At 52.4% G+C, this 25885-nt stretch carries 26 protein-coding genes; 24 read left to right on the forward strand and 2 right to left on the reverse strand.

What is annotated here, in order from left to right; translation table 11 throughout:
* Positions 1-146 precede the first annotated feature (146 nt).
* The 11 genes from flgB (at position 147) to flgL (ending at position 10113) form a co-directional block, all read left to right on the forward strand.
* The gene (gene flgB, locus QUE34_RS06985) at positions 147-563 is read left to right on the forward strand and encodes a flagellar basal body rod protein FlgB (protein WP_000884705.1); all 417 of its coding nucleotides are present in this window, start codon (positions 147-149) and stop codon (positions 561-563) included.
* Positions 564-566: 3 nt separating this feature from the next.
* A complete protein-coding gene (gene flgC / locus QUE34_RS06990) occupies positions 567-971 on the forward strand; it encodes a flagellar basal body rod protein FlgC (RefSeq protein WP_001196460.1) in 405 nt (134 codons plus the stop codon).
* Between the two features lie 11 nt (positions 972-982).
* Positions 983-1678 carry a flagellar hook assembly protein FlgD gene (gene flgD, locus QUE34_RS06995; protein WP_000020484.1) on the forward strand — a complete coding sequence of 232 codons (696 nt, stop codon included), beginning with the start codon at positions 983-985 and terminating at the stop codon, positions 1676-1678.
* A gap of 25 nt (positions 1679-1703) precedes the next feature.
* Positions 1704-2909: a flagellar hook protein FlgE gene (gene flgE / locus QUE34_RS07000; RefSeq protein ID WP_105268584.1), complete on the forward strand. Its 1206-nt coding sequence runs from the start codon at positions 1704-1706 to the stop codon at positions 2907-2909.
* A gap of 19 nt (positions 2910-2928) precedes the next feature.
* On the forward strand, positions 2929-3684 hold the full coding sequence (gene flgF / locus QUE34_RS07005; RefSeq protein WP_032183933.1) for a flagellar basal-body rod protein FlgF: 756 nt from the start codon (positions 2929-2931) through the stop codon (positions 3682-3684).
* Between the two features lie 171 nt (positions 3685-3855).
* Positions 3856-4638 (forward strand): flagellar basal-body rod protein FlgG, encoded by a 783-nt coding sequence (flgG, locus tag QUE34_RS07010; RefSeq protein ID WP_000625837.1) that lies wholly within the window; start codon positions 3856-3858, stop codon positions 4636-4638.
* Positions 4639-4690: 52 nt separating this feature from the next.
* On the forward strand, positions 4691-5389 hold the full coding sequence (gene flgH / locus QUE34_RS07015; RefSeq protein ID WP_001295442.1) for a flagellar basal body L-ring protein FlgH: 699 nt from the start codon (positions 4691-4693) through the stop codon (positions 5387-5389).
* An 11-nt stretch (positions 5390-5400) separates the two neighbouring features.
* Entirely contained in the window at positions 5401-6498 is a 1098-nt protein-coding gene (flgI, locus tag QUE34_RS07020) for a flagellar basal body P-ring protein FlgI (protein ID WP_000589300.1), read from the forward strand.
* Positions 6498-7439 (forward strand): flagellar assembly peptidoglycan hydrolase FlgJ, encoded by a 942-nt coding sequence (gene flgJ / locus QUE34_RS07025; protein WP_103253914.1) that lies wholly within the window; start codon positions 6498-6500, stop codon positions 7437-7439. The genes flgI and flgJ overlap by 1 nt, the downstream gene beginning before the upstream one ends.
* 65 nt (positions 7440-7504) lie before the next feature.
* The gene (gene flgK / locus QUE34_RS07030) at positions 7505-9148 is read left to right on the forward strand and encodes a flagellar hook-associated protein FlgK (RefSeq protein WP_103253915.1); all 1644 of its coding nucleotides are present in this window, start codon (positions 7505-7507) and stop codon (positions 9146-9148) included.
* A gap of 11 nt (positions 9149-9159) precedes the next feature.
* A complete protein-coding gene (gene flgL, locus QUE34_RS07035) occupies positions 9160-10113 on the forward strand; it encodes a flagellar hook-associated protein FlgL (RefSeq protein WP_001212755.1) in 954 nt (317 codons plus the stop codon).
* A 184-nt stretch (positions 10114-10297) separates the two neighbouring features.
* Here the strand turns inward: flgL and rne are convergent, their stop codons facing one another.
* Positions 10298-13483 (reverse strand): ribonuclease E, encoded by a 3186-nt coding sequence (gene rne, locus QUE34_RS07040; protein ID WP_103253916.1) that lies wholly within the window; start codon positions 13481-13483, stop codon positions 10298-10300.
* A gap of 572 nt (positions 13484-14055) precedes the next feature.
* Between rne and rluC the strand changes: the two genes are divergently transcribed.
* On the forward strand, positions 14056-15015 hold the full coding sequence (gene rluC / locus QUE34_RS07045) for a 23S rRNA pseudouridine(955/2504/2580) synthase RluC (protein ID WP_000846356.1): 960 nt from the start codon (positions 14056-14058) through the stop codon (positions 15013-15015).
* Positions 15016-15126: 111 nt separating this feature from the next.
* Here rluC and yceF read toward each other — a convergent pair whose 3' ends face one another.
* The gene (yceF, locus tag QUE34_RS07050) at positions 15127-15711 is read right to left on the reverse strand and encodes a 7-methyl-GTP pyrophosphatase (protein ID WP_001125202.1); all 585 of its coding nucleotides are present in this window, start codon (positions 15709-15711) and stop codon (positions 15127-15129) included.
* Between the two features lie 198 nt (positions 15712-15909).
* Here yceF and yceD point away from each other — a divergent pair, with 198 nt between their 5' ends.
* The 12 genes from yceD (at position 15910) to holB (ending at position 25882) form a co-directional block, all read left to right on the forward strand.
* Positions 15910-16431, forward strand: coding sequence for a 23S rRNA accumulation protein YceD (yceD, locus tag QUE34_RS07055; RefSeq protein WP_001174481.1), 522 nt, complete (start codon positions 15910-15912; stop codon positions 16429-16431).
* A gap of 51 nt (positions 16432-16482) precedes the next feature.
* Positions 16483-16656, forward strand: coding sequence for a 50S ribosomal protein L32 (gene rpmF / locus QUE34_RS07060; RefSeq protein WP_000290727.1), 174 nt, complete (start codon positions 16483-16485; stop codon positions 16654-16656).
* A gap of 80 nt (positions 16657-16736) precedes the next feature.
* Positions 16737-17807: a phosphate acyltransferase PlsX gene (plsX, locus tag QUE34_RS07065; protein WP_000197578.1), complete on the forward strand. Its 1071-nt coding sequence runs from the start codon at positions 16737-16739 to the stop codon at positions 17805-17807.
* Between the two features lie 67 nt (positions 17808-17874).
* Positions 17875-18828, forward strand: coding sequence for a beta-ketoacyl-ACP synthase III (gene fabH / locus QUE34_RS07070; RefSeq protein ID WP_000288132.1), 954 nt, complete (start codon positions 17875-17877; stop codon positions 18826-18828).
* Positions 18829-18843: 15 nt separating this feature from the next.
* Positions 18844-19773, forward strand: a complete 930-nt coding sequence (fabD, locus tag QUE34_RS07075) for an ACP S-malonyltransferase (protein ID WP_032183939.1) — start codon at positions 18844-18846, stop codon at positions 19771-19773.
* 12 nt (positions 19774-19785) lie between these two features.
* Positions 19786-20520, forward strand: a complete 735-nt coding sequence (gene fabG / locus QUE34_RS07080; protein ID WP_001008535.1) for a 3-oxoacyl-ACP reductase FabG — start codon at positions 19786-19788, stop codon at positions 20518-20520.
* A gap of 210 nt (positions 20521-20730) precedes the next feature.
* A complete protein-coding gene (gene acpP / locus QUE34_RS07085) occupies positions 20731-20967 on the forward strand; it encodes an acyl carrier protein (RefSeq protein WP_000103754.1) in 237 nt (78 codons plus the stop codon).
* Between the two features lie 87 nt (positions 20968-21054).
* Positions 21055-22296, forward strand: a complete 1242-nt coding sequence (fabF, locus tag QUE34_RS07090) for a beta-ketoacyl-ACP synthase II (RefSeq protein WP_000044678.1) — start codon at positions 21055-21057, stop codon at positions 22294-22296.
* A 119-nt stretch (positions 22297-22415) separates the two neighbouring features.
* Positions 22416-23225 carry an aminodeoxychorismate lyase gene (gene pabC / locus QUE34_RS07095; RefSeq protein ID WP_032302863.1) on the forward strand — a complete coding sequence of 270 codons (810 nt, stop codon included), beginning with the start codon at positions 22416-22418 and terminating at the stop codon, positions 23223-23225.
* A gap of 2 nt (positions 23226-23227) precedes the next feature.
* The gene (gene yceG, locus QUE34_RS07100) at positions 23228-24250 is read left to right on the forward strand and encodes a cell division protein YceG (protein WP_000756841.1); all 1023 of its coding nucleotides are present in this window, start codon (positions 23228-23230) and stop codon (positions 24248-24250) included.
* The gene (tmk, locus tag QUE34_RS07105; RefSeq protein ID WP_032302864.1) at positions 24240-24881 is read left to right on the forward strand and encodes a dTMP kinase; all 642 of its coding nucleotides are present in this window, start codon (positions 24240-24242) and stop codon (positions 24879-24881) included. The genes yceG and tmk overlap by 11 nt, the downstream gene beginning before the upstream one ends.
* Entirely contained in the window at positions 24878-25882 is a 1005-nt protein-coding gene (gene holB / locus QUE34_RS07110) for a DNA polymerase III subunit delta' (protein WP_001267966.1), read from the forward strand. Before tmk ends, holB begins: the two co-directional genes overlap by 4 nt.
* The last annotated feature ends 3 nt before the right edge of the window (positions 25883-25885 follow it).

The raw sequence follows: 25885 nt of genomic DNA on the forward strand, positions 1-25885 counted from the left end.
CCAGCCATTTCTACAACGTGAATTGTACCTGTACGCAATGACCATCAACGGCATAAATAGCGACCCATTTTGCGTTTATTCCGCCGATAACGCGCGCGTAAAGGCATTTAAGCTGATGGCAGAATTTTGATACTTGCGGAGGAGATATGCTCGATAAGCTCGACGCCGCCTTACGTTTTCAACAAGAGGCGCTCAATCTGCGCGCCCAGCGTCAGGAAGTGCTGGCAGCAAACATCGCCAATGCCGATACCCCTGGTTATCAGGCACGCGATATCGATTTTGCCAGTGAACTTAAAAAGGTCATGCAGCGTGGACGGGATGAAACCAGCATGGTTGCGCTGACGATGACCTCAACGCAACACATTCCGGCGCAGGCGCTGACGCCTCCTACCGCAGAACTGCAATACCGTATTCCGGACCAGCCTTCGCTGGACGGTAATACCGTCGATATGGATCGCGAACGCACTCAGTTTGCCGATAACAGCCTGCAATACCAGATGAGCCTTAGCGCGTTGAGCGGGCAAATCAAAGGCATGATGAACGTTTTACAGAGCGGAAATTAACGGATGGCACTGCTGAACATTTTTGATATCGCCGGGTCGGCGTTAACTGCCCAGTCCCAGCGCCTGAATGTGGCGGCCAGTAATCTGGCGAATGCTGATAGCGTGACCGGTCCCGATGGACAGCCATATCGGGCAAAACAGGTGGTATTCCAGGTGAACGCTGCGCCAGGCGCTGCGACAGGCGGCGTAAAGGTTGCCGATGTTATAGAAAGTCAGGCTCCGGACAAACTGGTTTATGAACCGGGTAATCCGCTGGCGGATGCAAAGGGCTACGTGAAAATGCCAAACGTTGATGTTGTCGGCGAGATGGTTAACACCATGTCAGCATCACGCAGCTATCAGGCCAATGTTGAAGTGCTCAACACGGTGAAAAGCATGATGCTGAAAACCCTTACGCTTGGTCAATAAAGGAGAAATCTATGTCCATTGCGGTAACCACCACCGATCCGACAAATACCGGCGTTAGCACCACCAGCAGTAGCTCGCTCACGGGTAGCAACGCCGCAGATTTACAAAGCAGTTTTCTGACTTTGCTGGTGGCGCAGCTGAAAAACCAGGACCCGACCAATCCAATGGAAAACAACGAGCTGACGTCGCAATTGGCGCAAATCAGCACGGTCAGCGGGATAGAAAAACTCAATACTACACTCGGATCTATTTCCGGACAGATTGATAACAGCCAGTCGCTACAGGCCAGTAACCTGATCGGTCACGGTGTGATGATCCCCGGCACCACAGTTCTTGCCGGAACCGGCAGTGAGGAAGGGGCTGTGACCACGACCACGCCGTTTGGTGTTGAGTTGCAGCAGGCGGCAGACAAAGTTACGGCCACCATCACCGATAAAAACGGCGCGGTTGTCCGTACCATTGATATCGGTGAACTGACTGCCGGAGTCCACAGTTTCACCTGGGACGGTACGTTGACTGACGGCAGCACTGCGCCGAACGGTTCTTACAATGTAGCGATTAGCGCCAGTAACGGTGGTACACAACTGGTTGCCCAGCCGCTGCAGTTTGCTCTGGTGCAGGGGGTGATCCGCGGCAACAACGGTAATACGCTGGATCTCGGCACTTACGGCACCACCACCCTCGACGAAGTACGGCAGATAATTTAAAGCCCTCAAATTTCAGGAGTCAGTCATGGCCTTTTCTCAAGCGGTTAGCGGATTAAACGCTGCCGCCACCAACCTCGATGTTATTGGCAACAATATCGCCAACTCCGCCACCTACGGCTTTAAATCAGGCACGGCCTCTTTTGCCGATATGTTTGCCGGTTCGAAAGTGGGACTGGGGGTAAAAGTTGCCGGTATCATTCAGGACTTTACCGATGGCACGACCACCAACACCGGGCGAGGTCTGGACGTTGCTATCAGCCAGAATGGTTTTTTCCGTCTGGTAGACAGTAATGGTTCGGTTTTTTACAGCCGTAATGGACAATTTAAGCTCGATGAAAATCGTAACCTGGTGAATATGCAAGGATTACAGCTGACGGGGTATCCGGCAACCGGTACGCCGCCGACTATTCAACAAGGGGCGAATCCGACCAATATTTCGATCCCGAATACCCTGATGGCAGCGAAAACTACCACCACGGCGTCGATGCAGATCAACCTGAATTCCAGTGATCCGCTTCCCTCTGTTAAAGGATTCGATGCCAGCAATGCGGATAGCTATAACAAAAAAGGTTCGGTGACTGTTTTCGATAGTCAGGGTAATGCTCATGATATGAGCGTTTATTTTGTGAAGACCGGGGATAATAACTGGGATGTTTACACCCTGGATAGCAGTGATCCAAAAGGCACAGCTAACCCTGCAACGACGCTGGTGTTTAATGCCAATGGCGTTCTGACCTCAGATCCAACAAAGGATATTACCACCGGCGCAATTAACGGCGCAGATCCCGCCACGTTTAGCCTGAGCTTCCTCAACTCCATGCAGCAAAATACCGGTGCTAACAACATTGTGGCAACCACCCAGAACGGCTATAAACCGGGCGATCTGGTGAGTTATCAAATCAATGATGACGGTACGGTTGTCGGCAACTATTCCAACGAACAAACCCAACTGCTGGGGCAGATTGTACTGGCGAACTTTGCCAACAACGAAGGTCTGGCATCCGAAGGCGACAACGTCTGGTCTGCGACGCAATCTTCTGGCGTGGCGCTGTTGGGGACAGCCGGGACGGGCAACTTTGGCACCCTGACCAACGGTGCGCTGGAAGCGTCCAATGTCGATCTCAGCAAAGAACTGGTCAATATGATCGTTGCCCAGCGTAACTATCAGTCTAACGCCCAGACCATCAAAACCCAGGACCAGATCCTCAACACGCTGGTTAACTTACGCTAATCGCTGACGGGATAGCTCAATGGATCACGCAATTTATACCGCGATGGGGGCAGCCAGCCAGACGCTGAATCAACAGGCGGTGACCGCCAGTAATCTGGCCAATGCCTCTACGCCCGGTTTTCGCGCACAGTTAAACGCCTTGCGTGCAGTGCCGGTGGAAGGGCTTTCACTACCCACGCGCACGCTGGTTACGGCGTCAACACCGGGTGCTGACATGACGCCCGGTAAGATGGATTACACCTCGCGCCCGCTGGACGTCGCGTTGCAGCAGGACGGCTGGCTGGCCGTGCAGACCGCTGACGGCAGCGAAGGATATACGCGTAATGGCAGCATTCAGGTTGATCCCACCGGGCAACTGACAATTCAGGGGCATCCGGTGATCGGCGAGGCGGGGCCAATTGCTGTGCCGGAAGGGGCGGAAATCACTGTTGCTGCCGATGGCACAATCTCGGCGCTGAATTCTGGCGATCCGGCAAATACTGTCGCGCCAGTGGGGCGTCTGAAGCTGGTGAAAGCCACGGGCAGCGAAGTGCAGCGCGGTGACGACGGCATTTTTCGTTTAAGCGCAGAAAGCCAGGCTACGCGTGGGCCGGTACTGCAGGCAGATCCAACCTTACGTGTGATGTCGGGGGTTCTGGAAGGCAGTAACGTCAATGCCGTTGCGGCAATGAGCGACATGATTGCCAGCGCGCGGCGTTTTGAAATGCAGATGAAGGTGATCAGCAGCGTCGATGATAACGCAGGCCGTGCCAACCAACTGCTGTCGATGAGTTAATTGAACGGATACATGACAAGAATAAGTTGCCCGATGCGCAAGTTTATCGGGTCTATGGGGGCAATCGCAATTTATTGATTTCGCGAGCTCTTGTAGGCCGGATAAGGCGTTTACGCCGCATCCGGCATGAAGACATATGCATTTTGTCAATAATCCACCACAGGACATTTTATGATCAGTTCATTATGGATCGCCAAAACGGGCCTTGACGCCCAGCAAACCAATATGGACGTCATTGCCAACAACCTGGCAAACGTCAGTACCAACGGTTTTAAGCGCCAGCGGGCCGTTTTTGAAGATCTGCTTTACCAAACCATCCGCCAGCCGGGGGCACAGTCTTCCGAACAAACCACCTTGCCATCCGGGTTGCAAATCGGCACGGGGGTACGTCCGGTCGCCACTGAACGCTTACACAGCCAGGGCAACCTGTCGCAGACCAACAACAGTAAAGACGTCGCGATTAAAGGGCAGGGCTTTTTTCAGGTGATGTTGCCAGATGGCTCATCAGCCTATACCCGCGACGGCTCTTTCCAGGTGGATCAGAACGGGCAACTGGTGACGGCTGGTGGTTTTCAGGTGCAGCCAGCGATCACCATTCCGGCGAATGCGTTAAGTATCACCATCGGTCGTGATGGCGTGGTCAGCGTAACCCAACAAGGCCAGGCAGCTCCGGTTCAGGTTGGGCAGCTCAATCTCACCACCTTTATGAATGACACCGGACTGGAGAGCATTGGCGAAAATCTCTACACCGAAACGCAATCCTCCGGTGCACCGAACGAAAGCACGCCGGGCCTGAACGGCGCGGGACTGCTGTATCAAGGGTATGTTGAAACGTCTAACGTCAACGTGGCGGAAGAACTGGTCAATATGATTCAGGTGCAACGCGCCTACGAAATCAACAGTAAAGCGGTATCCACCACCGATCAGATGCTGCAAAAACTGACGCAACTCTAAGGCATAACCGGTGGCAGATTCACCGGTTTACTGATTTTTGAAGATGATAGCCATGCAAAAAAACGCTGCGCATACTTATGCCATTTCCAGCTTGTTGGTGCTTTCACTAACCGGCTGCGCCTGGATACCCTCCACGCCGCTGGTACAGGGGGCGACCAGTGCACAACCGGTTCCCGGTCCGACGCCCGTCGCCAACGGTTCTATTTTCCAGTCTGCTCAGCCGATTAACTATGGCTATCAACCGCTGTTTGAAGATCGTCGACCACGCAATATTGGCGATACGCTGACCATCGTGTTGCAGGAGAACGTCAGCGCCAGCAAAAGCTCCTCTGCGAATGCCAGCCGTGACGGTAAAACTAATTTTGGCTTTGATACTGTGCCGCGCTATTTGCAGGGGCTGTTTGGTAACGCTCGTGCCGATGTCGAAGCCTCTGGTGGCAACACGTTCAACGGAAAAGGTGGGGCCAATGCCAGCAATACCTTTAGCGGCACGTTGACGGTGACGGTTGACCAGGTACTGGTCAACGGCAACCTGCATGTGGTGGGTGAAAAACAGATCGCCATTAATCAGGGTACCGAATTTATTCGCTTCTCTGGTGTAGTTAATCCTCGCACCATCAGCGGCAGTAATACCGTACCGTCTACTCAGGTGGCGGATGCGCGCATTGAATACGTAGGCAATGGCTACATTAACGAAGCGCAAAATATGGGCTGGTTGCAGCGTTTCTTCCTTAACCTGTCGCCAATGTAAGTGAGGCTGTGGTGATTAAATTTCTCTCTGCATTAATTCTTCTACTGGTTATCACGGCAGCTCAGGCTGAGCGTATTCGCGATCTCACCAGTGTTCAGGGGGTAAGGCAAAACTCACTGATTGGCTATGGCCTGGTGGTGGGGCTGGATGGCACCGGTGACCAGACAACTCAGACGCCGTTTACCACACAAACGCTTAATAACATGCTCTCACAGCTGGGAATTACCGTTCCGACGGGCACTAATATGCAGCTAAAAAACGTCGCTGCGGTAATGGTGACGGCGTCACTTCCACCGTTTGGACGTCAGGGGCAAACCATTGACGTGGTGGTTTCTTCCATGGGAAATGCCAAAAGTCTGCGTGGCGGTACGTTATTGATGACACCGCTTAAGGGCGTTGACAGTCAGGTGTATGCGCTGGCACAGGGCAATATTCTGGTTGGCGGCGCAGGGGCCTCCGCTGGCGGTAGCAGTGTTCAGGTGAACCAACTGAACGGTGGACGGATCACCAATGGTGCGGTTATTGAACGTGAATTGCCCAGCCAATTTGGCGTCGGGAATACCCTTAATTTGCAACTTAACGACGAAGATTTCAGTATGGCGCAGCAAATCGCTGACACCATCAACCGCGTGCGTGGATATGGCAGCGCCACCGCGTTAGATGCGCGGACTATTCAGGTGCGCGTACCGAGTGGCAACAGTTCCCAGGTCCGTTTCCTTGCCGATATCCAGAATATGCAGGTTAATGTCACCCCGCAGGACGCTAAAGTAGTGATTAACTCGCGCACTGGTTCGGTGGTGATGAATCGCGAAGTGACCCTCGACAGCTGCGCGGTAGCGCAGGGGAATCTCTCAGTAACAGTTAATCGCCAGGCCAATGTCAGCCAGCCAGATACACCGTTTGGTGGTGGGCAGACTGTGGTTACTCCACAAACACAGATCGACTTACGCCAGAGCGGCGGTTCGCTGCAAAGCGTACGCTCCAGTGCCAGCCTCAATAACGTGGTGCGCGCGCTCAATGCGCTGGGTGCTACGCCGATGGATCTGATGTCTATTTTGCAATCAATGCAAAGTGCGGGATGTCTGCGGGCAAAACTGGAAATTATCTGATGATCAGCGACAGCAAACTACTGGCGAGTGCGGCCTGGGATGCGCAATCGCTCAACGAACTGAAGGCGAAAGCGGGCGAAGATCCAGCGGCAAATATCCGTCCAGTGGCCCGTCAGGTAGAAGGGATGTTCGTGCAGATGATGCTGAAAAGCATGCGCGACGCTTTGCCAAAAGATGGCCTGTTCAGCAGCGAGCACACTCGCCTCTACACCAGTATGTATGACCAGCAGATTGCCCAACAGATGACGGCGGGCAAAGGCCTGGGGCTGGCAGAGATGATGGTTAAACAGATGACGCCAGAACAACCGTTGCCAGATGAGTCCACGCCAGCAGCACCGATGAAATTCCCGCTCGAAACCGTGATGCGTTATCAAAATCAGACGCTTTCGCAGCTGGTGCAAAAGGCCGTACCACGCAACTACGATGATTCGCTGCCAGGTGACAGTAAAGCATTCCTCGCGCAACTCTCACTGCCCGCCCAACTGGCAAGCCAGCAAAGTGGTGTGCCACACCATTTGATCCTCGCTCAGGCGGCGCTGGAGTCTGGCTGGGGGCAACGGCAAATCCGCCGTGAAAACGGCGAGCCGAGCTATAACCTGTTTGGCGTCAAAGCCTCTGGCAACTGGAAAGGGCCAGTCACTGAAATCACCACGACTGAATATGAAAATGGCGAAGCGAAGAAAGTAAAAGCGAAGTTTCGGGTCTACAGCTCGTATCTGGAAGCATTGTCGGATTACGTTGGGCTATTAACACGTAACCCGCGCTACGCTGCCGTGACGACCGCCGCGAGTGCGGAGCAGGGGGCGCAGGCCCTACAGGACGCGGGCTATGCTACCGATCCTCACTATGCCCGAAAACTCACCAACATGATTCAGCAGATGAAATCGATAAGCGACAAGGTGAGCAAAACCTACAGCATGAACATTGATAATCTGTTCTGAATAACTCAAGTCCGGCGTGTCGCTGCCGATAATACTCTGTAATTGAAGGCTTATAAGGAACCTCCATGTCCAGCTTGATCAATAACGCCATGAGCGGACTGAACGCGGCTCAGGCGGCGTTAAATACGGCAAGTAATAATATCTCCAGCTATAACGTTGCCGGATATACCCGCCAAACCACTATTATGGCGCAGGCCAACAGCACGTTGGGCGCGGGTGGCTGGGTTGGCAATGGTGTCTACGTTTCCGGTGTGCAGCGTGAGTATGATGCTTTTATTACCAACCAGTTACGTGCGGCGCAGACGCAAAGTAGCGGCCTGACTGCCCGCTATGAGCAGATGTCGAAAATCGACAATATGCTCTCCACCAGTACCTCTTCGCTGGCAACACAGATGCAGGATTTCTTCACAAGCCTGCAAACGCTGGTAAGTAACGCGGAAGACCCGGCAGCACGCCAGGCGCTGATTGGGAAATCAGAAGGGTTGGTGAATCAGTTTAAAACCACCGATCAATATCTGCGCGACCAGGACAAACAGGTCAATATCGCGATAGGTGCCAGCGTTGATCAGATCAACAATTACGCTAAACAAATCGCCAGCCTGAACGATCAGATCTCCCGCCTGACAGGCGTGGGGGCAGGGGCGTCACCTAACAATCTGCTGGATCAACGCGATCAACTGGTGAGCGAATTAAACCAGATTGTTGGCGTAGAAGTCAGCGTTCAGGATGGTGGCACTTATAACATCACGATGGCCAATGGCTACTCACTGGTTCAGGGAAGTACGGCGCGGCAACTTGCGGCAGTTCCTTCCAGCGCCGACCCTTCTCGTACGACTGTCGCTTATGTTGATGGGACGGCAGGCAATATTGAGATCCCGGAGAAATTACTGAATACCGGGTCGCTGGGCGGCATTCTGACATTCCGTTCTCAGGATCTGGACCAGACGCGTAATACGCTCGGACAACTGGCGCTGGCATTTGCCGAGGCTTTCAACACCCAACACAAAGCCGGATTTGATGCTAACGGCGATGCCGGTGAAGATTTCTTTGCTATCGGTAAGCCCGCGGTTCTGCAAAACACGAAAAACAAAGGTGACGTTTCGATCGGTGCAACGGTAACTGATGCCTCCGCGGTACTGGCGACAGATTACAAAATTTCGTTCGACAATAATCAGTGGCAGGTCACCCGCCTTGCCAGCAACACCACTTTTACGGTGACGCCGGATAACAACGGTAAAGTTGTATTTGATGGTCTGGAGTTGACGTTTACAGGCACGCCTGCCGCTAACGACAGCTTCACGCTGAAACCGGTAAGTGACGCCATCGTCAACATGGATGTATTAATCACTGACGAAGCGAAAATCGCCATGGCGAGCGAAGAAGATGCGGGTGATAGCGACAACCGCAACGGGCAGGCCCTGCTGGATCTGCAAAGTAACAGTAAAACGGTGGGCGGTGCGAAATCCTTTAACGACGCTTATGCCTCGTTAGTGAGTGATATCGGTAATAAAACCGCGACGTTGAAAACCAGTAGCACCACGCAAGGTAATGTGGTGACGCAGCTTTCCAATCAGCAGCAGTCGATTTCTGGTGTCAATCTCGACGAGGAGTACGGAAATCTGCAACGTTTTCAGCAGTATTACCTCGCGAATGCGCAGGTTCTGCAGACGGCAAACGCGATTTTTGATGCGCTGATTAACATTCGCTAAGGGGAGATAAAATGCGTTTCAGTACCCAGATGATGTACCAGCAAAACATGCGTGGCATCACCAATTCTCAGGCCGAATGGATGAAGTACGGCGAACAGATGTCGACGGGTAAGCGAGTCGTTAACCCTTCAGATGATCCCATTGCTGCATCACAAGCTGTTGTTCTCTCCCAGGCACAGGCGCAAAACAGCCAGTACACGCTGGCGCGTACTTTCGCCACTCAAAAAGTGTCACTGGAAGAGAGTGTGCTTAGCCAGGTCACCACTGCTATCCAGAATGCTCAGGAAAAAATTGTCTACGCCAGCAATGGCACCTTGAGTGATGATGACCGGGCGTCGTTGGCAACCGATATCCAGGGTATTCGTGACCAGTTGCTGAATCTGGCGAACACTACGGATGGTAACGGGCGCTACATTTTTGCCGGTTATAAAACAGAAACTGCGCCGTTTAGTGAGGCAGACGGCGAATATGTTGGCGGAGCAGAAAGTATTAAACAACAGGTCGATGCTTCGCGTTCGATGGTGATAGGGCACACGGGTGACAAAATTTTCGACAGTATTACCAGCAACGCGGTAGCGGAACCAGACGGTAGCGCTTCTGAAACCAATCTTTTTGCCATGCTGGATAGCGCCATCGCAGCCCTGAAAACGCCGGTCGCGGAAAGCGAAGCGGATAAAGAAACCGCCGCTGCGGCACTGGATAAAACCAACCGCGGACTGAAAAACTCGCTGAACAATGTGCTGACCGTTCGCGCGGAATTAGGCACGCAGCTGAACGAACTGGAGTCGCTGGATTCATTAGGTAGCGATCGCGCTTTAGGGCAAACGCAGCAGATGAGCGATCTGGTTGATGTGGACTGGAATGCAACTATTTCATCTTACATCATGCAGCAAACGGCATTGCAGGCATCGTATAAAGCATTTACAGATATGCAGGGATTGTCGCTGTTCCAGCTCAACAAATAAGCTCGCTTTAAAACATATCATGAAACTGGGTATGTTTTGTCTGCCCGCTCTGGGATCGCCGGGGCGGGCATTTTTTTGCCTATTTTGTATTGTTGGTTAGCAAGGATGCCATTTAATATGTTGATTCAAAGATGAAATAAAAAAGCCCTGGCAGTTACCAGGGCTTGATTACTTGAGCTAATTATTACTCAACAGGTTGCGGACGCGCAGGAGCGGCAGATGCATGATGCGTTGCCGTATGACCACCTGCGGCACCTTTACCTTCGAAGGTAAAAGCAGGGCGCTGCCAGTCACTGTGACGCGGTGCCTCCGGAACATATGCCGGAGCCGGAGCACGCGTCATTGGCGCGGTAGCGTGGTTATGCTCAACGGTGACCTCAGGTTCAACCGCAGCTACCGTTTCAACTTCTGCTGCGACTTCAGCGACGACTGGCGCGGCAGGTTGAGCAACAACTTCAGGCTCAGCAACCACAACCTCAGCAGTTTCGGCAACTTCTTCAATATCAGCCGTCTCTTCCTGCGGTTCAACCACCGGTTCTGCGTGTTCTGCAACTTCCTGGGCTACGGCAACATCAGACTCGGTAATCACCTGCGGCTGTTCAGTTACCGCGGCGGCAATCACTTCAGGATGCGTCGTTTCAACCACTTCCGGTTGCGGTTCGGTAACCTGAACGGGGGCTTCTACGACTTCAGCCACTTCTTCAACAATCGGTGCGCTAACAACCGGTTCGACAGCGGCGGCGACAGGGACCTCAGTCACCATCGGTTGCACTTGTACTTCTTCCTGTTCGCGCTGCTCTTCAACCTGTACATCTTGCGGACGTACAATCGGATAGCGGATCCAGACTTTGCCAGAGGCCAGTTCCGGAGACGCGCACGCTACGGTTAACGGCATTGGCGACTGGGTCGGGTAACGCTCGTCACGATAGCGACGACGACGCTGACCACTTACGCGCAGGTGACGAGGCGAGCGGCGAGAGCGACGCGGCATGCCACCGTTATCACGGTTATCAGCATTGTTCTCTTCCTGCTGTTCCGGCGCAGTTTGCGCTACGACTGGCAGCGGGACTTTCGCCAGTTCTGTACGCGGAGCAGGCACTTCCTGAACGATGGTTTCGGCAGCGGCAGTTTCTTCCACCACTGGTGCGGCTACCGTTTCTTCGGCTACGCTTTGCTCGTAACGCACCTTCTGATTCAGCTGGCGCTGTTTACGACGCGGCTGAACCGGACGTACACGTTCTTCCTGTTCGGTTTCCTGAACAGATTGCTCTTCAACATTCAGCGCTTTCGCTTCTTGTTGCGCCTGACGTTTATCATCATTACGGCGGCGGCTACGTTCACGACGCGGCGCTTGCTGCTCGTCGGTGGTACGCGCTTTTTCCGTTACCTCAGCCTGCTGACGGCTTTCACGTGTCTCGGCAGTCTGCTGCTGTGCCTGGCGACGATTACGGCGGTTTTCTTCGCGATTATCGCTGCCTTCATTACGTTCGCTACGTGTGTCGCGGCGTTCATTACGGTCACGACGGTTGTTCTGACGTGGCTTACGGCGGTCCTGTTGACGTTCCGGTTTCGTTTCAGTTTTCGGTGCCGGTTGCTCGGTCGGTTTGGTTTCTTCACCACCGCTGAAAAGCGCTTTCAGTGCGCTGAAGAAGCGACTCAACAGCCCCGGTTGTGCAGAAGCTGCTGGTGTTGCCGGTGTTGCTTTAGGCGTTGGGGCTACGACAGGCGCGGCAGGTTCAGCCGGGGTTGGCGCTGGCGGCACATCCGGCATGGCAAAGGTTGCCAGCGCAGGCTGTTCCGGACGCTTACGTTCAGCGAACTCTTCTTCAGACGGCAGCGCCATCGCTTCTTCATGCAGTTTCGGCAGCATGTAGCTTAACGTTGGGGTTTCTTCCCCTTTGCGTACGCGCAGCACATGGTAGTGCGGGGTTTCCATCTGATCGTTTGGCACAATCACACAGCGCACGCCGTCCTGACGAGTTTCAATGGCATTTACCGCAGAGCGTTTTTCGTTCAGCAGGTAAGAAGCGATTGGCACAGGAACAATGGCATGGACTTCCTGGGTGTTCTCTTTCAGCGCTTCTTCTTCAATCAGACGCAGAATAGAGAGCGACAGGGATTCGTTGTCACGCACGGTGCCGGTACCAGAGCAGCGCGGGCAGACGTGATGGCTGGACTCACCCAGCGATGGACTCAGGCGCTGACGCGACATTTCCAGCAGACCAAAGCGAGAAATATGGCTGATTTGAATACGTGCACGGTCCTGACGCACCGCTTCACGCAGACGGTTTTCTACCGCACGCTGGTGGCGGACTGGCGTCATGTCAATGAAGTCGATAACAATCAGGCCGCCGAGGTCACGCAGGCGCAGCTGACGAGCAATCTCATCGGCAGCTTCGAGGTTGGTGTTAAACGCGGTTTCTTCGATATCGCCGCCGCGGGTTGCGCGTGCGGAGTTGATATCAATGGCAGTTAACGCTTCAGTGCTGTCGATAACAATAGAACCACCAGACGGCAGACGGACTTCACGCTGGAAGGCGGACTCGATCTGCGACTCGATCTGGTAGTGGCTGAACAGCGGAATTTCACCAGTGTACAGCTTGATTTTGCTGCTGAAATCCGGGCGACCTAATGCAGCGATATGCTGACGCGCCAGTTCGAGCACTTTCGGGTTATCGATAAGGATTTCGCCGATGTCCTGACGTAAGTAATCGCGGAATGCGCGAACGATGACGTTGCTCTCCTGATGGATCAGGAACGGGGCAGGGCGGCTTTCAGCGGCTTTTTTAATAGCTTCCCAGTGTTTCAGGCGGAAGCTTAAATCCCATTGCAGCGCCTCAGCAGATTTGCCGACGCCAGCGGTGCGCACGATAAGCCCCATGCCTTCCGGCAGTTCAAGGCTTGCCAGTGCTTCTTTTAATTCGGTACGGTCGTCGCCTTCAATACGGCGAGAAATACCACCCGCGCGCGGGTTGTTCGGCATCAGAACCAGATAGCTACCTGCCAGGCTGATAAAGGTGGTCAGTGCTGCGCCTTTGTTACCGCGCTCTTCTTTATCAATCTGAACAATAACTTCCTGACCTTCACGCAACACATCTTTAATGTTGGGACGGCCATGAGCACTGTAGTTAGCAGGGAAATATTCGCGGGCAATTTCTTTAAGTGGGAGGAAACCGTGACGTTCAGCGCCGTAATCAACAAAAGCAGCTTCCAGACTCGGTTCAATGCGGGTGATTTTACCTTTGTAGATGTTTGCCTTTTTCTGTTCGTGCCCTGGACTTTCGATATCCAGGTCATACAGACGCTGCCCATCTACAAGGGCAACGCGCAACTCTTCCTGCTGAGTTGCGTTGATTAACATTCTTTTCATCGTAACTTACTCATTATTCTTACATTGACGACTAAGCTGCGGGCAAAGTAACGCCTTTCCGGGTGTGAACCGATGGCCTCGTGTCTAGTCGCGTCGCCAACCTCACGGTTATCGTCAGCTCAAAGAGGCGCAGAGTGTCGGTTGCCCGTTTTTCATGCGGAAAAACAGCGCAATTATCAAAGAAACAGACTGGGTATTACTCTCCAGAAATATTTCCATCTACCGGTAAGGACTGCAACCCGCAGCCCGCTAACTGCCTGAAAGATCAATACGTCTTACGCCATTGCTGCGTGGATGATCGGTCGGGCAAAATGGGTTATTCCGTAAAATTTCTTGTTTTAACAAGGATGGACACGGAAACGTTCTCATTATTCCACTGCAAGCCTTGTTATAGCAAGATGACTTTTACCATTTATCACCCGCTTACTCACAGTTTTTTCACTTCTTAATGGTGATTGGTTTAATAACCATCAATAAAGTGATGACGTAGTGAAGTAATAAGGTGCAAAACTAAATATAAGCATAGAAAAATGAGTGGCGCGAATCCTGTTGGCTAATTAGAATCGCCCACCATGAAAACAGAGACTCCATCCGTAAAAATTGTTGCTATCACCGCGGACGAAGCGGGGCAACGTATCGACAACTTTTTGCGTACCCAATTGAAAGGCGTACCTAAAAGTATGATTTACCGTATTTTGCGTAAAGGCGAAGTGCGGGTGAACAAAAAACGTATTAAGCCTGAATATAAACTCGAAGCAGGTGATGAGGTGCGTATTCCACCGGTTCGCGTTGCTGAACGTGAAGAGGAGGCGGTTTCGCCACATCTGCAAAAGGTGGCGGCGCTGGCGGACGTCATCTTATATGAAGATGAGCATATCCTGGTGCTGAATAAACCTTCCGGTACGGCAGTACATGGCGGCAGTGGTTTAAGCTTCGGCGTTATCGAAGGTTTACGGGCGTTGCGCCCGGAAGCGCGGTTCCTTGAACTGGTACATCGTCTCGACCGGGACACTTCCGGTGTGTTGCTGGTAGCGAAAAAACGCTCGGCGTTGCGTTCTCTGCATGAGCAATTACGTGAAAAAGGGATGCAAAAAGATTACCTGGCGCTGGTGCGCGGTCAGTGGCAGTCGCATGTGAAGAGCGTACAAGCGCCGTTGCTGAAAAATATTCTGCAAAGTGGCGAACGTATCGTGCGTGTGAGTCAGGAAGGTAAACCGTCGGAAACACGCTTTAAAGTGGAAGAACGCTATGCATTTGCCACCCTGGTGCGTTGTAGCCCGGTAACTGGGCGTACTCATCAGATCCGTGTGCATACACAGTATGCGGGTCATCCGATTGCCTTTGACGATCGCTACGGTGACCGTGAATTTGACAGACAGCTCACTGAAGCAGGCACGGGATTAAATCGTCTGTTCCTGCACGCCGCAGCGTTGAAGTTTACCCATCCGGGAACCGGTGAGGTGATGCGTATCGAAGCACCGATGGATGAGGGGTTGAAGCGTTGTTTGCAGAAACTGCGTAACGCGCGCTAATACAAGCATATAAACCTGATAATGGGCGGTAGGCCTGATAAGGCGTTTACGCCGCATCAGGCAGCCAGCACCGATTGCCGGATGCGGCATACCTGCATCCGGCGTAAAAAACTATCCCATCAGCGGATTTTTCCCTTCCCGACGTAACATCTGACACAGCGCGATTAGCGGTAAACCAACCAGCGTGTTAGGGTCACGCCCTTCTAAACGCTCAAACAGCGTAATGCCAAATCCTTCACTCTTAAAGCTACCCGCACAGTGCAGGGGATGCTCCTTACGCACGTAATTATCAATCTCCGCCTCGCTCAGGTGACGGAAATGGACGTCAAAAGGCTCCACTTCTGTTTGCAGATGCCCATTCGCCGAATTAAACAACGCCAGGCCAGTATAGAAGGTGACGATATTGCCGCTGGCTTTGCGTAATTGCAGACGGGCATTTTCTTCCGTTAACGGTTTACCGGTGATTTCGCCATCAAGAACACATACCTGGTCTGAACCAATAATTAAATGATCCGGATAACGTGACGCCAGAGATTGCGCTTTTTCCTGCGCCAGTCGAAGCACCAACTGTCGCGGTGATTCGTCACTGCGTGGGGTTTCGTCGACCTCGGGTGCTGCACATTCAAAAGAGATTTGCAGTTTTTCCAGAAGAGCGCGACGCCAGGGCGAGGTGGAGGCTAAAATAAGTTTAGGCATATTTTTTTCCAACAGATATAGCGTATTGATGATAGCCATTTTAAACTATGCGCTTCGTTTTGCAGGTTGATGTTCGTTATCAGCACTGAACGAAAATAAAGCAGTAACCCGCAATGTGTGCGAATTATTGGCAAAAGGCAACCACAGGCTGCCTTTTTCTTTGACTCTATGACGTTACAAAGTTAATATGCGCGCCCTATGCAAAAGGTAAAATTACCCCTGACTCTCGATCCGGTTCGTACGGCTCAAAAACGCCTTGATTACCAGGGTATCTATACCCCTGATCAGGTTGAGCGCGTCGCCGAATCCGTAGTCAGTGTGGACAGTGATGTGGAATGCTCCATGTCGTTCGCTATCGATAACCAACGTCTCGCAGTGTTAAACGGCGATGCGAAGGTGACGGTAACGCTCGAGTGTCAGCGTTGCGGGAAGCCGTTTACTCATCAGGTCTACACAACGTATTGTTTTAGTCCTGTGCGTTCAGACGAACAGGCTGAAGCACTGCCGGAAGCGTATGAACCGATTGAGGTTAACGAATTCGGTGAAATCGATCTGCTTGCAATGGTTGAAGATGAAATCATCCTCGCCTTGCCGGTAGTTCCGGTGCATGATTCTGAACACTGTGAAGTGTCCGAAGCGGACATGGTCTTTGGTGAACTGCCTGAAGAAGCGCAAAAGCCAAACCCATTTGCCGTATTAGCCAGCTTAAAGCGTAAGTAATTGGTGCTCCCCGTTGGATCGGGGATAAACCGTAATTGAGGAGTAAGGTCCATGGCCGTACAACAGAATAAACCAACCCGTTCCAAACGTGGCATGCGTCGTTCCCATGACGCGCTGACCGCAGTCACCAGCCTGTCTGTAGACAAAACTTCTGGTGAAAAACACCTGCGTCACCACATCACTGCCGACGGTTACTACCGCGGCCGCAAGGTCATCGCTAAGTAATCACGCGTCTGCGTGATGAAGCTTAGTGAGGATTTTCCCCAGGCAACTGGGGAAAGACCAAACCGGGCGGCGACGATACCTTGACACGTCTAACCCTGGCGTTAGATGTCATGGGAGGGGATTTTGGCCCTTCCGTGACAGTGCCTGCAGCATTGCAGGCACTGAATTCTAATTCGCAACTCACTCTTCTTTTAGTCGGCAATCCCGACGCCATCACGCCATTACTTGCTAAAGCTGACTTTGAACAACGTTCGCGTCTGCAGATTATTCCTGCGCAGTCAGTTATCGCCAGTGATGCCCGGCCTTCGCAAGCTATCCGCGCCAGTCGTGGTAGTTCAATGCGCGTGGCCCTTGAGCTGGTGAAAGAAGGTCGAGCGCAAGCCTGTGTCAGTGCTGGTAATACCGGGGCGCTGATGGGGCTGGCAAAATTATTACTCAAGCCCCTGGAGGGGATTGAGCGTCCGGCGCTGGTGACGGTATTACCGCATCAGCAAAAGGGCAAAACGGTGGTCCTCGATTTAGGGGCCAACGTCGATTGTGACAGTACAATGTTGGTGCAATTTGCCATTATGGGCTCAGTTCTGGCTGAAGAGGTGGTGGAAATTCCCAATCCTCGCGTGGCGTTGCTCAATATTGGTGAAGAAGAAGTAAAGGGTCTCGACAGTATTCGGGATGCCTCAGCAGTGCTTAAAACAATCCCTTCTATCAATTATATCGGCTATCTTGAAGCCAATGAGTTGTTAACTGGCAAGACAGATGTGCTGGTTTGTGACGGCTTTACAGGAAATGTCACATTAAAGACGATGGAAGGTGTTGTCAGGATGTTCCTTTCTCTGCTGAAATCTCAGGGTGAAGGGAAAAAACGGTCGTGGTGGCTACTGTTATTAAAGCGTTGGCTACAAAAGAGCCTGACGAGGCGATTCAGTCACCTCAACCCCGACCAGTATAACGGCGCCTGTCTGTTAGGATTGCGCGGCACGGTGATAAAAAGTCATGGTGCGGCCAATCAGCGAGCTTTTGCGGTCGCGATTGAACAGGCAGTGCAGGCGGTGCAGCGACAAGTTCCTCAGCGAATTGCCGCTCGCCTGGAATCTGTATACCCAGCTGGTTTTGAGCTGCTGGACGGTGGCAAAAGCGGAACTCTGCGGTAGCAGGACGCTGCCAGCGAACTCGCAGTTTGCAAGTGACGGTATATAACCGAAAAGTGACTGAGCGTACATGTATACGAAGATTATTGGTACTGGCAGCTATCTGCCCGAACAAGTGCGGACAAACGCCGATTTGGAAAAAATGGTGGACACCTCTGACGAGTGGATTGTCACTCGTACCGGTATCCGCGAACGCCACATTGCCGCGCCAAACGAAACCGTTTCAACCATGGGCTTTGAAGCGGCGACACGCGCAATTGAGATGGCGGGCATTGAGAAAGACCAGATTGGCCTGATCGTTGTGGCAACAACTTCTGCTACGCACGCTTTCCCGAGCGCAGCATGTCAGATTCAAAGCATGTTGGGTATTAAAGGTTGCCCGGCATTTGACGTTGCAGCAGCCTGCGCAGGTTTCACCTACGCGTTAAGCGTAGCCGATCAATACGTGAAATCTGGGGCGGTGAAGTATGCTCTGGTCGTCGGTTCCGATGTACTGGCGCGCACCTGTGATCCAACAGATCGCGGGACTATTATTATTTTTGGCGATGGCGCGGGCGCTGCGGTGTTGGCTGCCTCTGAAGAGCCGGGAATCATCTCTACCCATCTGCACGCTGATGGTAGCTATGGTGAATTGCTGACGCTACCTAATGCTGACCGTGTGAATCCAGAGAATTCAATTCATCTGACGATGGCGGGCAACGAAGTCTTCAAGGTTGCGGTAACGGAACTGGCGCACATCGTTGATGAGACGCTGGCGGCGAATAATCTTGACCGTTCTCAACTGGACTGGCTGGTGCCGCATCAGGCTAACCTGCGTATTATCAGTGCAACGGCGAAAAAACTCGGCATGTCGATGGACAATGTCGTGGTGACGCTGGATCGCCACGGTAATACCTCTGCGGCCTCTGTCCCGTGCGCGCTGGATGAAGCTGTACGTGACGGGCGCATTAAGCCGGGGCAGTTGGTTCTGCTTGAAGCCTTTGGCGGTGGATTCACCTGGGGCTCCGCGCTGGTTCGTTTCTAGGATAAGGATTAAAACATGACGCAATTTGCATTTGTGTTCCCTGGACAGGGTTCTCAAACCGTTGGAATGCTGGCTGATATGGCGGCGAGCTATCCCATTGTCGAAGAAACGTTTGCTGAAGCTTCTGCGGCGCTGGGTTATGACCTGTGGGCGCTGACTCAGCAGGGGCCAGCCGAAGAACTTAATAAAACCTGGCAAACTCAGCCAGCGCTGTTGACTGCATCAGTTGCGCTGTACCGCGTATGGCAGCAGCAGGGCGGTAAAGCACCAGCGATGATGGCCGGTCACAGCCTCGGGGAATACTCTGCGCTGGTTTGCGCTGGTGTGATTGATTTCGCTGATGCGGTGCGTCTGGTTGAGATGCGCGGTAAGTTCATGCAAGAAGCCGTACCGGAAGGAACGGGCGCTATGGCGGCAATCATCGGTCTGGATGATGCGTCTATTGCGAAAGCGTGTGAAGAAGCTGCAGAAGGTCAGGTGGTTTCTCCGGTAAACTTCAACTCTCCAGGCCAGGTGGTAATTGCGGGACATAAAGAAGCCGTTGAGCGTGCTGGCGCTGCCTGTAAAGCTGCAGGCGCAAAACGCGCGCTGCCGTTGCCAGTGAGCGTACCGTCTCACTGTGCGCTGATGAAACCGGCAGCCGACAAACTGGCAGTAGAATTAGCAAAAATCACCTTTAACGCACCAACAGTACCTGTTGTGAATAACGTTGATGTGAAATGCGAAACCAATGGTGATGCCATCCGTGACGCACTGGTACGTCAGTTGTATAACCCGGTTCAGTGGACGAAGTCTGTTGAATACATGGCAGCGCAAGGCATAGAACATCTTTATGAAGTCGGCCCGGGCAAAGTGCTTACTGGCCTGACGAAACGCATTGTCGACACCCTGACCGCCTCGGCGCTGAACGAACCTTCAGCGATGGCAGCGGCGCTCGAGCTATAAAAGAGGAAAATCATGAATTTTGAAGGAAAAATCGCACTGGTAACCGGTGCAAGCCGCGGAATTGGCCGCGCAATTGCTGAAACGCTCGCAGCCCGTGGCGCGAAAGTTATTGGCACTGCGACCAGTGAAAACGGCGCTCAGGCGATCAGCGATTATTTAGGTGCTAACGGTAAAGGTCTGATGTTGAATGTGACCGATCCAGCATCTATCGAATCTGTTCTGGAAAAAATTCGCGCAGAATTTGGTGAAGTGGATATCCTGGTCAATAATGCCGGTATCACTCGTGATAACCTGTTAATGCGAATGAAAGATGAAGAGTGGAACGATATTATCGAAACTAACCTTTCATCTGTTTTCCGTCTGTCAAAAGCGGTAATGCGCGCTATGATGAAAAAGCGTCATGGTCGTATTATCACTATCGGTTCTGTGGTTGGTACCATGGGAAATGGCGGTCAGGCCAACTACGCTGCGGCGAAAGCGGGCTTGATCGGCTTCAGTAAATCACTGGCGCGCGAAGTTGCGTCACGCGGTATTACTGTAAACGTTGTTGCTCCGGGCTTTATTGAAACGGACATGACACGTGCGCTGAGCGATGACCAGCGTGCGGGTATCCTGGCGCAGGTTCCTGCGGGTCGCCTCGGCGGTGCACAGGAAATCGCCAACGCGGTTGCATTCCTGGCATCCGACGAAGCAGCTTACATCACGGGTGAAACTTTGCATGTGAACGGCGGGATGTACATGGTCTGACCGCGATTTGCACAAAATGCTCATGTTGCGCGCAGTCTGCGTGGTTATGAGTAATAATTAGTGCAAAATGATTTGCGTTATTGGGGGGTAAGGCCTCAAAATAACGTAAAATCGTGGTAAGACCTGCCGGGATTTAGTTGCAAATTTTTCAACATTTTATACACTACGAAAACCATCGCGAAAGCGAGTTTTGATAGGAAATTTAAGAGTATGAGCACTATCGAAGAACGCGTTAAGAAAATTATCGGCGAACAGCTGGGCGTTAAGCAGGAAGAAGTTACCAACAATGCTTCTTTCGTTGAAGACCTGGGCGCGGATTCTCTTGACACCGTTGAGCTGGTAATGGCTCTGGAAGAAGAGTTTGATACTGAGATTCCGGACGAAGAAGCTGAGAAAATCACCACCGTTCAGGCTGCCATTGATTACATCAACGGCCACCAGGCGTAAGTGAACATCTCCAGGCGGTCGTTCGACCGCCTGAGTTTTATCTTTTTGTCCCACTAGAATCATTTTTTCCCTCCCTGGAGGACAAACGTGTCTAAGCGTCGTGTAGTTGTGACCGGACTGGGCATGTTGTCTCCTGTCGGCAATACCGTAGAGTCTACCTGGAAAGCTCTGCTTGCCGGTCAGAGTGGCATCAGCCTAATCGACCATTTCGATACTAGCGCCTATGCAACGAAATTTGCTGGCTTAGTAAAGGATTTTAACTGTGAGGACATTATCTCGCGCAAAGAACAGCGCAAGATGGATGCCTTCATTCAATATGGAATTGTCGCTGGCGTTCAGGCCATGCAGGATTCTGGCCTTGAAATAACGGAAGAGAACGCAACCCGTATTGGTGCCGCAATTGGCTCCGGGATTGGCGGCCTCGGACTGATCGAAGAAAACCACACATCTCTGATGAATGGTGGCCCACGTAAGATCAGCCCATTCTTCGTTCCGTCAACGATTGTGAACATGGTGGCAGGTCATCTGACTATCATGTATGGCCTGCGTGGCCCAAGCATCTCTATCGCGACCGCCTGTACTTCTGGCGTGCACAACATCGGTCATGCTGCGCGTATTATCGCGTATGGCGATGCTGACGTGATGGTTGCAGGTGGCGCAGAGAAAGCCAGTACGCCGCTGGGCGTTGGTGGTTTTGGCGCGGCACGTGCATTATCTACCCGCAATGATAACCCGCAAGCGGCGAGCCGCCCGTGGGATAAAGAGCGCGATGGTTTCGTACTGGGCGATGGTGCCGGTATGCTGGTACTGGAAGAGTACGAACACGCGAAAAAACGCGGGGCGAAAATTTACGCTGAACTCGTTGGCTTTGGTATGAGCAGCGATGCTTACCATATGACGTCACCGCCAGAAAACGGCGCAGGCGCAGCTCTGGCAATGGCAAATGCTCTGCGTGATGCAGGCATTGAAGCGAGTCAGATTGGCTACGTTAACGCGCACGGTACTTCTACACCGGCTGGCGATAAAGCTGAAGCGCAGGCTGTTAAAAGCATCTTCGGTGAAGCTGCCAGCCGTGTGTTGGTGAGCTCCACGAAATCTATGACCGGTCACCTGTTAGGTGCGGCGGGTGCAGTAGAGTCTATCTACTCCATCCTGGCACTGCGCGATCAGGCTGTTCCGCCAACCATCAACCTGGATAATCCGGATGAAGGTTGCGATCTGGATTTCGTACCGCACGAAGCGCGTCAGGTTAGCGGAATGGAATACACGCTGTGTAACTCCTTCGGCTTCGGTGGTACTAATGGTTCTTTGATCTTTAAAAAGATCTAAGTTGTCATTTCCCACCCTTATAAAAGGTCCGCTTGCGGGCCTTTTTTCTTAGCTTTTATTCCGACTTGTTCTGTAGTGAACATGCTGCCACACTAACAATTCTCTGATAAGGAGCCGGTATGTTCTTAATTAACGGTCATAAGCAGGAATCGCTGGCAGTAAGCGATCGAGCAACGCAGTTTGGTGATGGTTGTTTTACCACCGCCAGAGTTATCGACGGTAAAGTCAGTTTGTTATCGGCACATATCCAGCGACTACAGGATGCTTGTCAGCGGTTGATGATTTCCTGTGACTTCTGGCCTCAGCTTGAACAAGAGATGAAAACGCTGGCAGCAGAACAGCAGAATGGTGTGCTGAAGGTCGTGATCAGTCGCGGTAGTGGCGGGCGAGGGTACAGCACATTGAACAGCGGACCGGCAACGCGGATTCTCTCCGTTACGGCTTATCCTGCACATTACGATCGTTTGCGTAACGAGGGGATGATGTTGGCGCTAAGCCCGGTGCGGCTGGGGCGCAATCCTCATCTTGCAGGTATTAAACATCTTAATCGGCTTGAACAAGTATTGATCCGCTCTCATCTTGAGCAGACAAACGCTGATGAGGCGCTGGTCCTTGACAGCGAAGGGTGGGTTACGGAATGCTGTGCGGCTAATTTGTTCTGGCGGAAGGGCAATGTAGTTTATACGCCGCGACTAGAGCAGGCAGGTGTTAACGGCATTATGCGACAATTCTGTATCCGTTTACTGGCACAATCCTCTTATCAGCTTGTCGAAGTGCAAGCCACTCTGGAAGAGGCGTTGCAGGCAGATGAGATGGTTATTTGTAATGCGTTAATGCCAGTGATGCCCGTACGTGCCTGTGGCGATGTCTCCTTTTCGTCAGCAACGTTATATGAATATTTAGCCCCACTTTGTGAGCGCCCGAATTAGTCATGAAAAAAGTGTTATTGATTATCTTGTTATTGCTGGTGGTACTGGGTATCGCCGCTGGTGTGGGCGTCTGGAAGGTTCGCCATCTTGCCGACAGCAAATTGCTTATCAAAGAAGAGACGATATTTACCCTGAAGCCAGGGACCGGACGTCTGGCGCTCGGTGAACAGCTTTACGCCGATAAGATCATCAATCGCCCACGGGTTTTTCAATGGCTGCTGCGTATCGAACCGGATCTTTCTCACTTTAAAGCCGGGACTTACCGCTTTACACCGCAGATGACCGTACGTGAGATGCTGAAATTGCTGGAAAGCGGTAAAGAAGCACAGTTCCCTCTGCGACTGGTAGAAGGGATGCGTTTGAGCGATTACCTCAAGCAATTGCGTGAGGCCCCGTATATCAAGCACACGCTGAGCGACGATAAGTACGCCACCGTAGCGCAGGCACTTGAACTGGAAAACCCGGAGTGGATTGAAGGTTGGTTCTGGCCAGACACCTGGATGTATACCGCTAATACCACAGATGTCGCGTTACTCAAGCGTGCACACAAGAAAATGGTGAAAGCGGTCGATAGCGCCTGGGAAGGGCGTGCTGACGGTCTGCCTTATAAAGATAAAAACCAGTTGGTGACGATGGCATCAATTATCGAAAAAGAAACCGCCGTTTCCAGCGAACGCGATCAGGTTGCCTCGGTATTTATCAACCGTTTACGCATTGGTATGCGCCTGCAGACCGACCCGACCGTGATTTACGGGATGGGAGAGCGTTATAATGGCAAACTTTCTCGTGCAGACCTGGAAACGCCGACAGCGTATAACACCTATACCATTACCGGTTTGCCGCCAGGTGCGATAGCGACGCCGGGGGCGGATTCGCTGAAGGCTGCTGCGCATCCGGCAAAAACGCCGTATCTCTATTTTGTGGCCGATGGTAAAGGTGGTCACACGTTTAATACCAATCTTGCCAGTCATAACAAGTCTGTGCAGGATTATCTGAAAGTGCTTAAGGAAAAAAATGCGCAGTAAGTATATCGTCATTGAGGGGCTGGAAGGCGCAGGCAAAACTACCGCGCGTAACGTGGTGGTTGAGACGCTCGAGCAACTGGGTATCCGCGACATGGTTTTCACTCGGGAACCTGGCGGTACGCAACTTGCCGAAAAGTTAAGAAGCCTGGTGCTGGATATCAAATCGGTAGGCGATGAAGTCATTACCGATAAAGCCGAAGTTCTGATGTTTTATGCCGCGCGCGTTCAACTGGTAGAAACGGTCATCAAACCTGCGCTGACTAACGGCACCTGGGTGATTGGCGATCGCCACGATCTCTCCACTCAGGCGTATCAGGGCGGCGGACGTGGTATTGACCAACATATGCTGGCAACATTGCGTGATGCTGTTCTCGGGGATTTTCGCCCCGACTTAACGCTCTATCTCGATGTTACCCCGGAAGTTGGCTTAAAACGCGCGCGTGCGCGCGGCGAGCTGGATCGTATTGAGCAAGAGTCTTTCGATTTCTTTAATCGCACCCGCGCCCGCTATCTGGAAGTGGCAGCACAAGATAAAAGCATTCATACCATTGATGCCACCCAGCCGCTGGAGTCCGTGATGGATGCAATCCGCACTACCGTGACCAATTGGGTGAAGGAGTTGGACGCATGAGATGGTATCCATGGTTACGACCTGATTTCGAAAAACTGGTAGCCAGCTATCAGGCCGGAAGAGGTCACCATGCGCTACTCATTCAGGCGTTACCGGGTATGGGCGAGGATGCTTTAATCTACGCCCTGAGCCGTTATTTACTCTGCCAACAACCGCAGGGCCACAAAAGTTGCGGTCACTGTCGTGGATGTCAGTTGATGCAGGCTGGCACGCATCCCGATTATTACACCCTGGCTCCCGAAAAAGGGAAAAATGCGCTGGGCATTGATGCGGTACGTGAAGTCACCGAAAAGTTAAATGAGCACGCACGCTTAGGTGGTGCGAAAGTTGTCTGGGTAACCGATGCTGCCTTACTGACTGACGCCGCGGCTAACGCATTGCTGAAAACGCTTGAAGAGCCGCCAGCAGAAACCTGGTTTTTCCTTGCTACCCGCGAGCCTGAACGTTTACTGGCAACATTACGTAGTCGTTGTCGGTTACATTACCTTGCGCCGCCGCCGGAACAGTACGCCGTGACCTGGCTTTCACGCGAAGTGACAATGTCACAGGATGCATTACTTGCCGCATTGCGCTTAAGCGCCGGTTCGCCTGGTGCGGCACTGGCGTTGTTTCAGGGAGATATCTGGCAGGCTCGTGAAACATTGTGTCAGGCGCTGGCATATAGCGTGCAATCGGGCGACTGGTATTCGCTGCTAGCGGCCCTTAATCATGAACAAGCTCCGGCGCGTTTACACTGGCTGGCAACGTTGCTGATGGATGCGCTAAAACGCCATCATGGCGCTGCGCAGGTTACCAATGTTGATGTGCCGGGCCTGGTCGTCGAACTGGCAAACCATCTTTCTCCCTCGCGTCTGCAGGCTATACTGGGGGATGTTTGCCACATTCGTGAACAGTTAATGTCTGTCACAGGTATTAACCGAGAGCTTCTCATCACCGATCTTTTACTGCGTATTGAGCATTACCTGCAACCGGGCGTTGTGCTACCGGTTCCTCATCTTTAAGAG

Source organism: Escherichia sp. KS167_9B, from assembly GCF_030295215.1.
Lineage (GTDB): Bacteria > Pseudomonadota > Gammaproteobacteria > Enterobacterales > Enterobacteriaceae > Escherichia > Escherichia coli_F.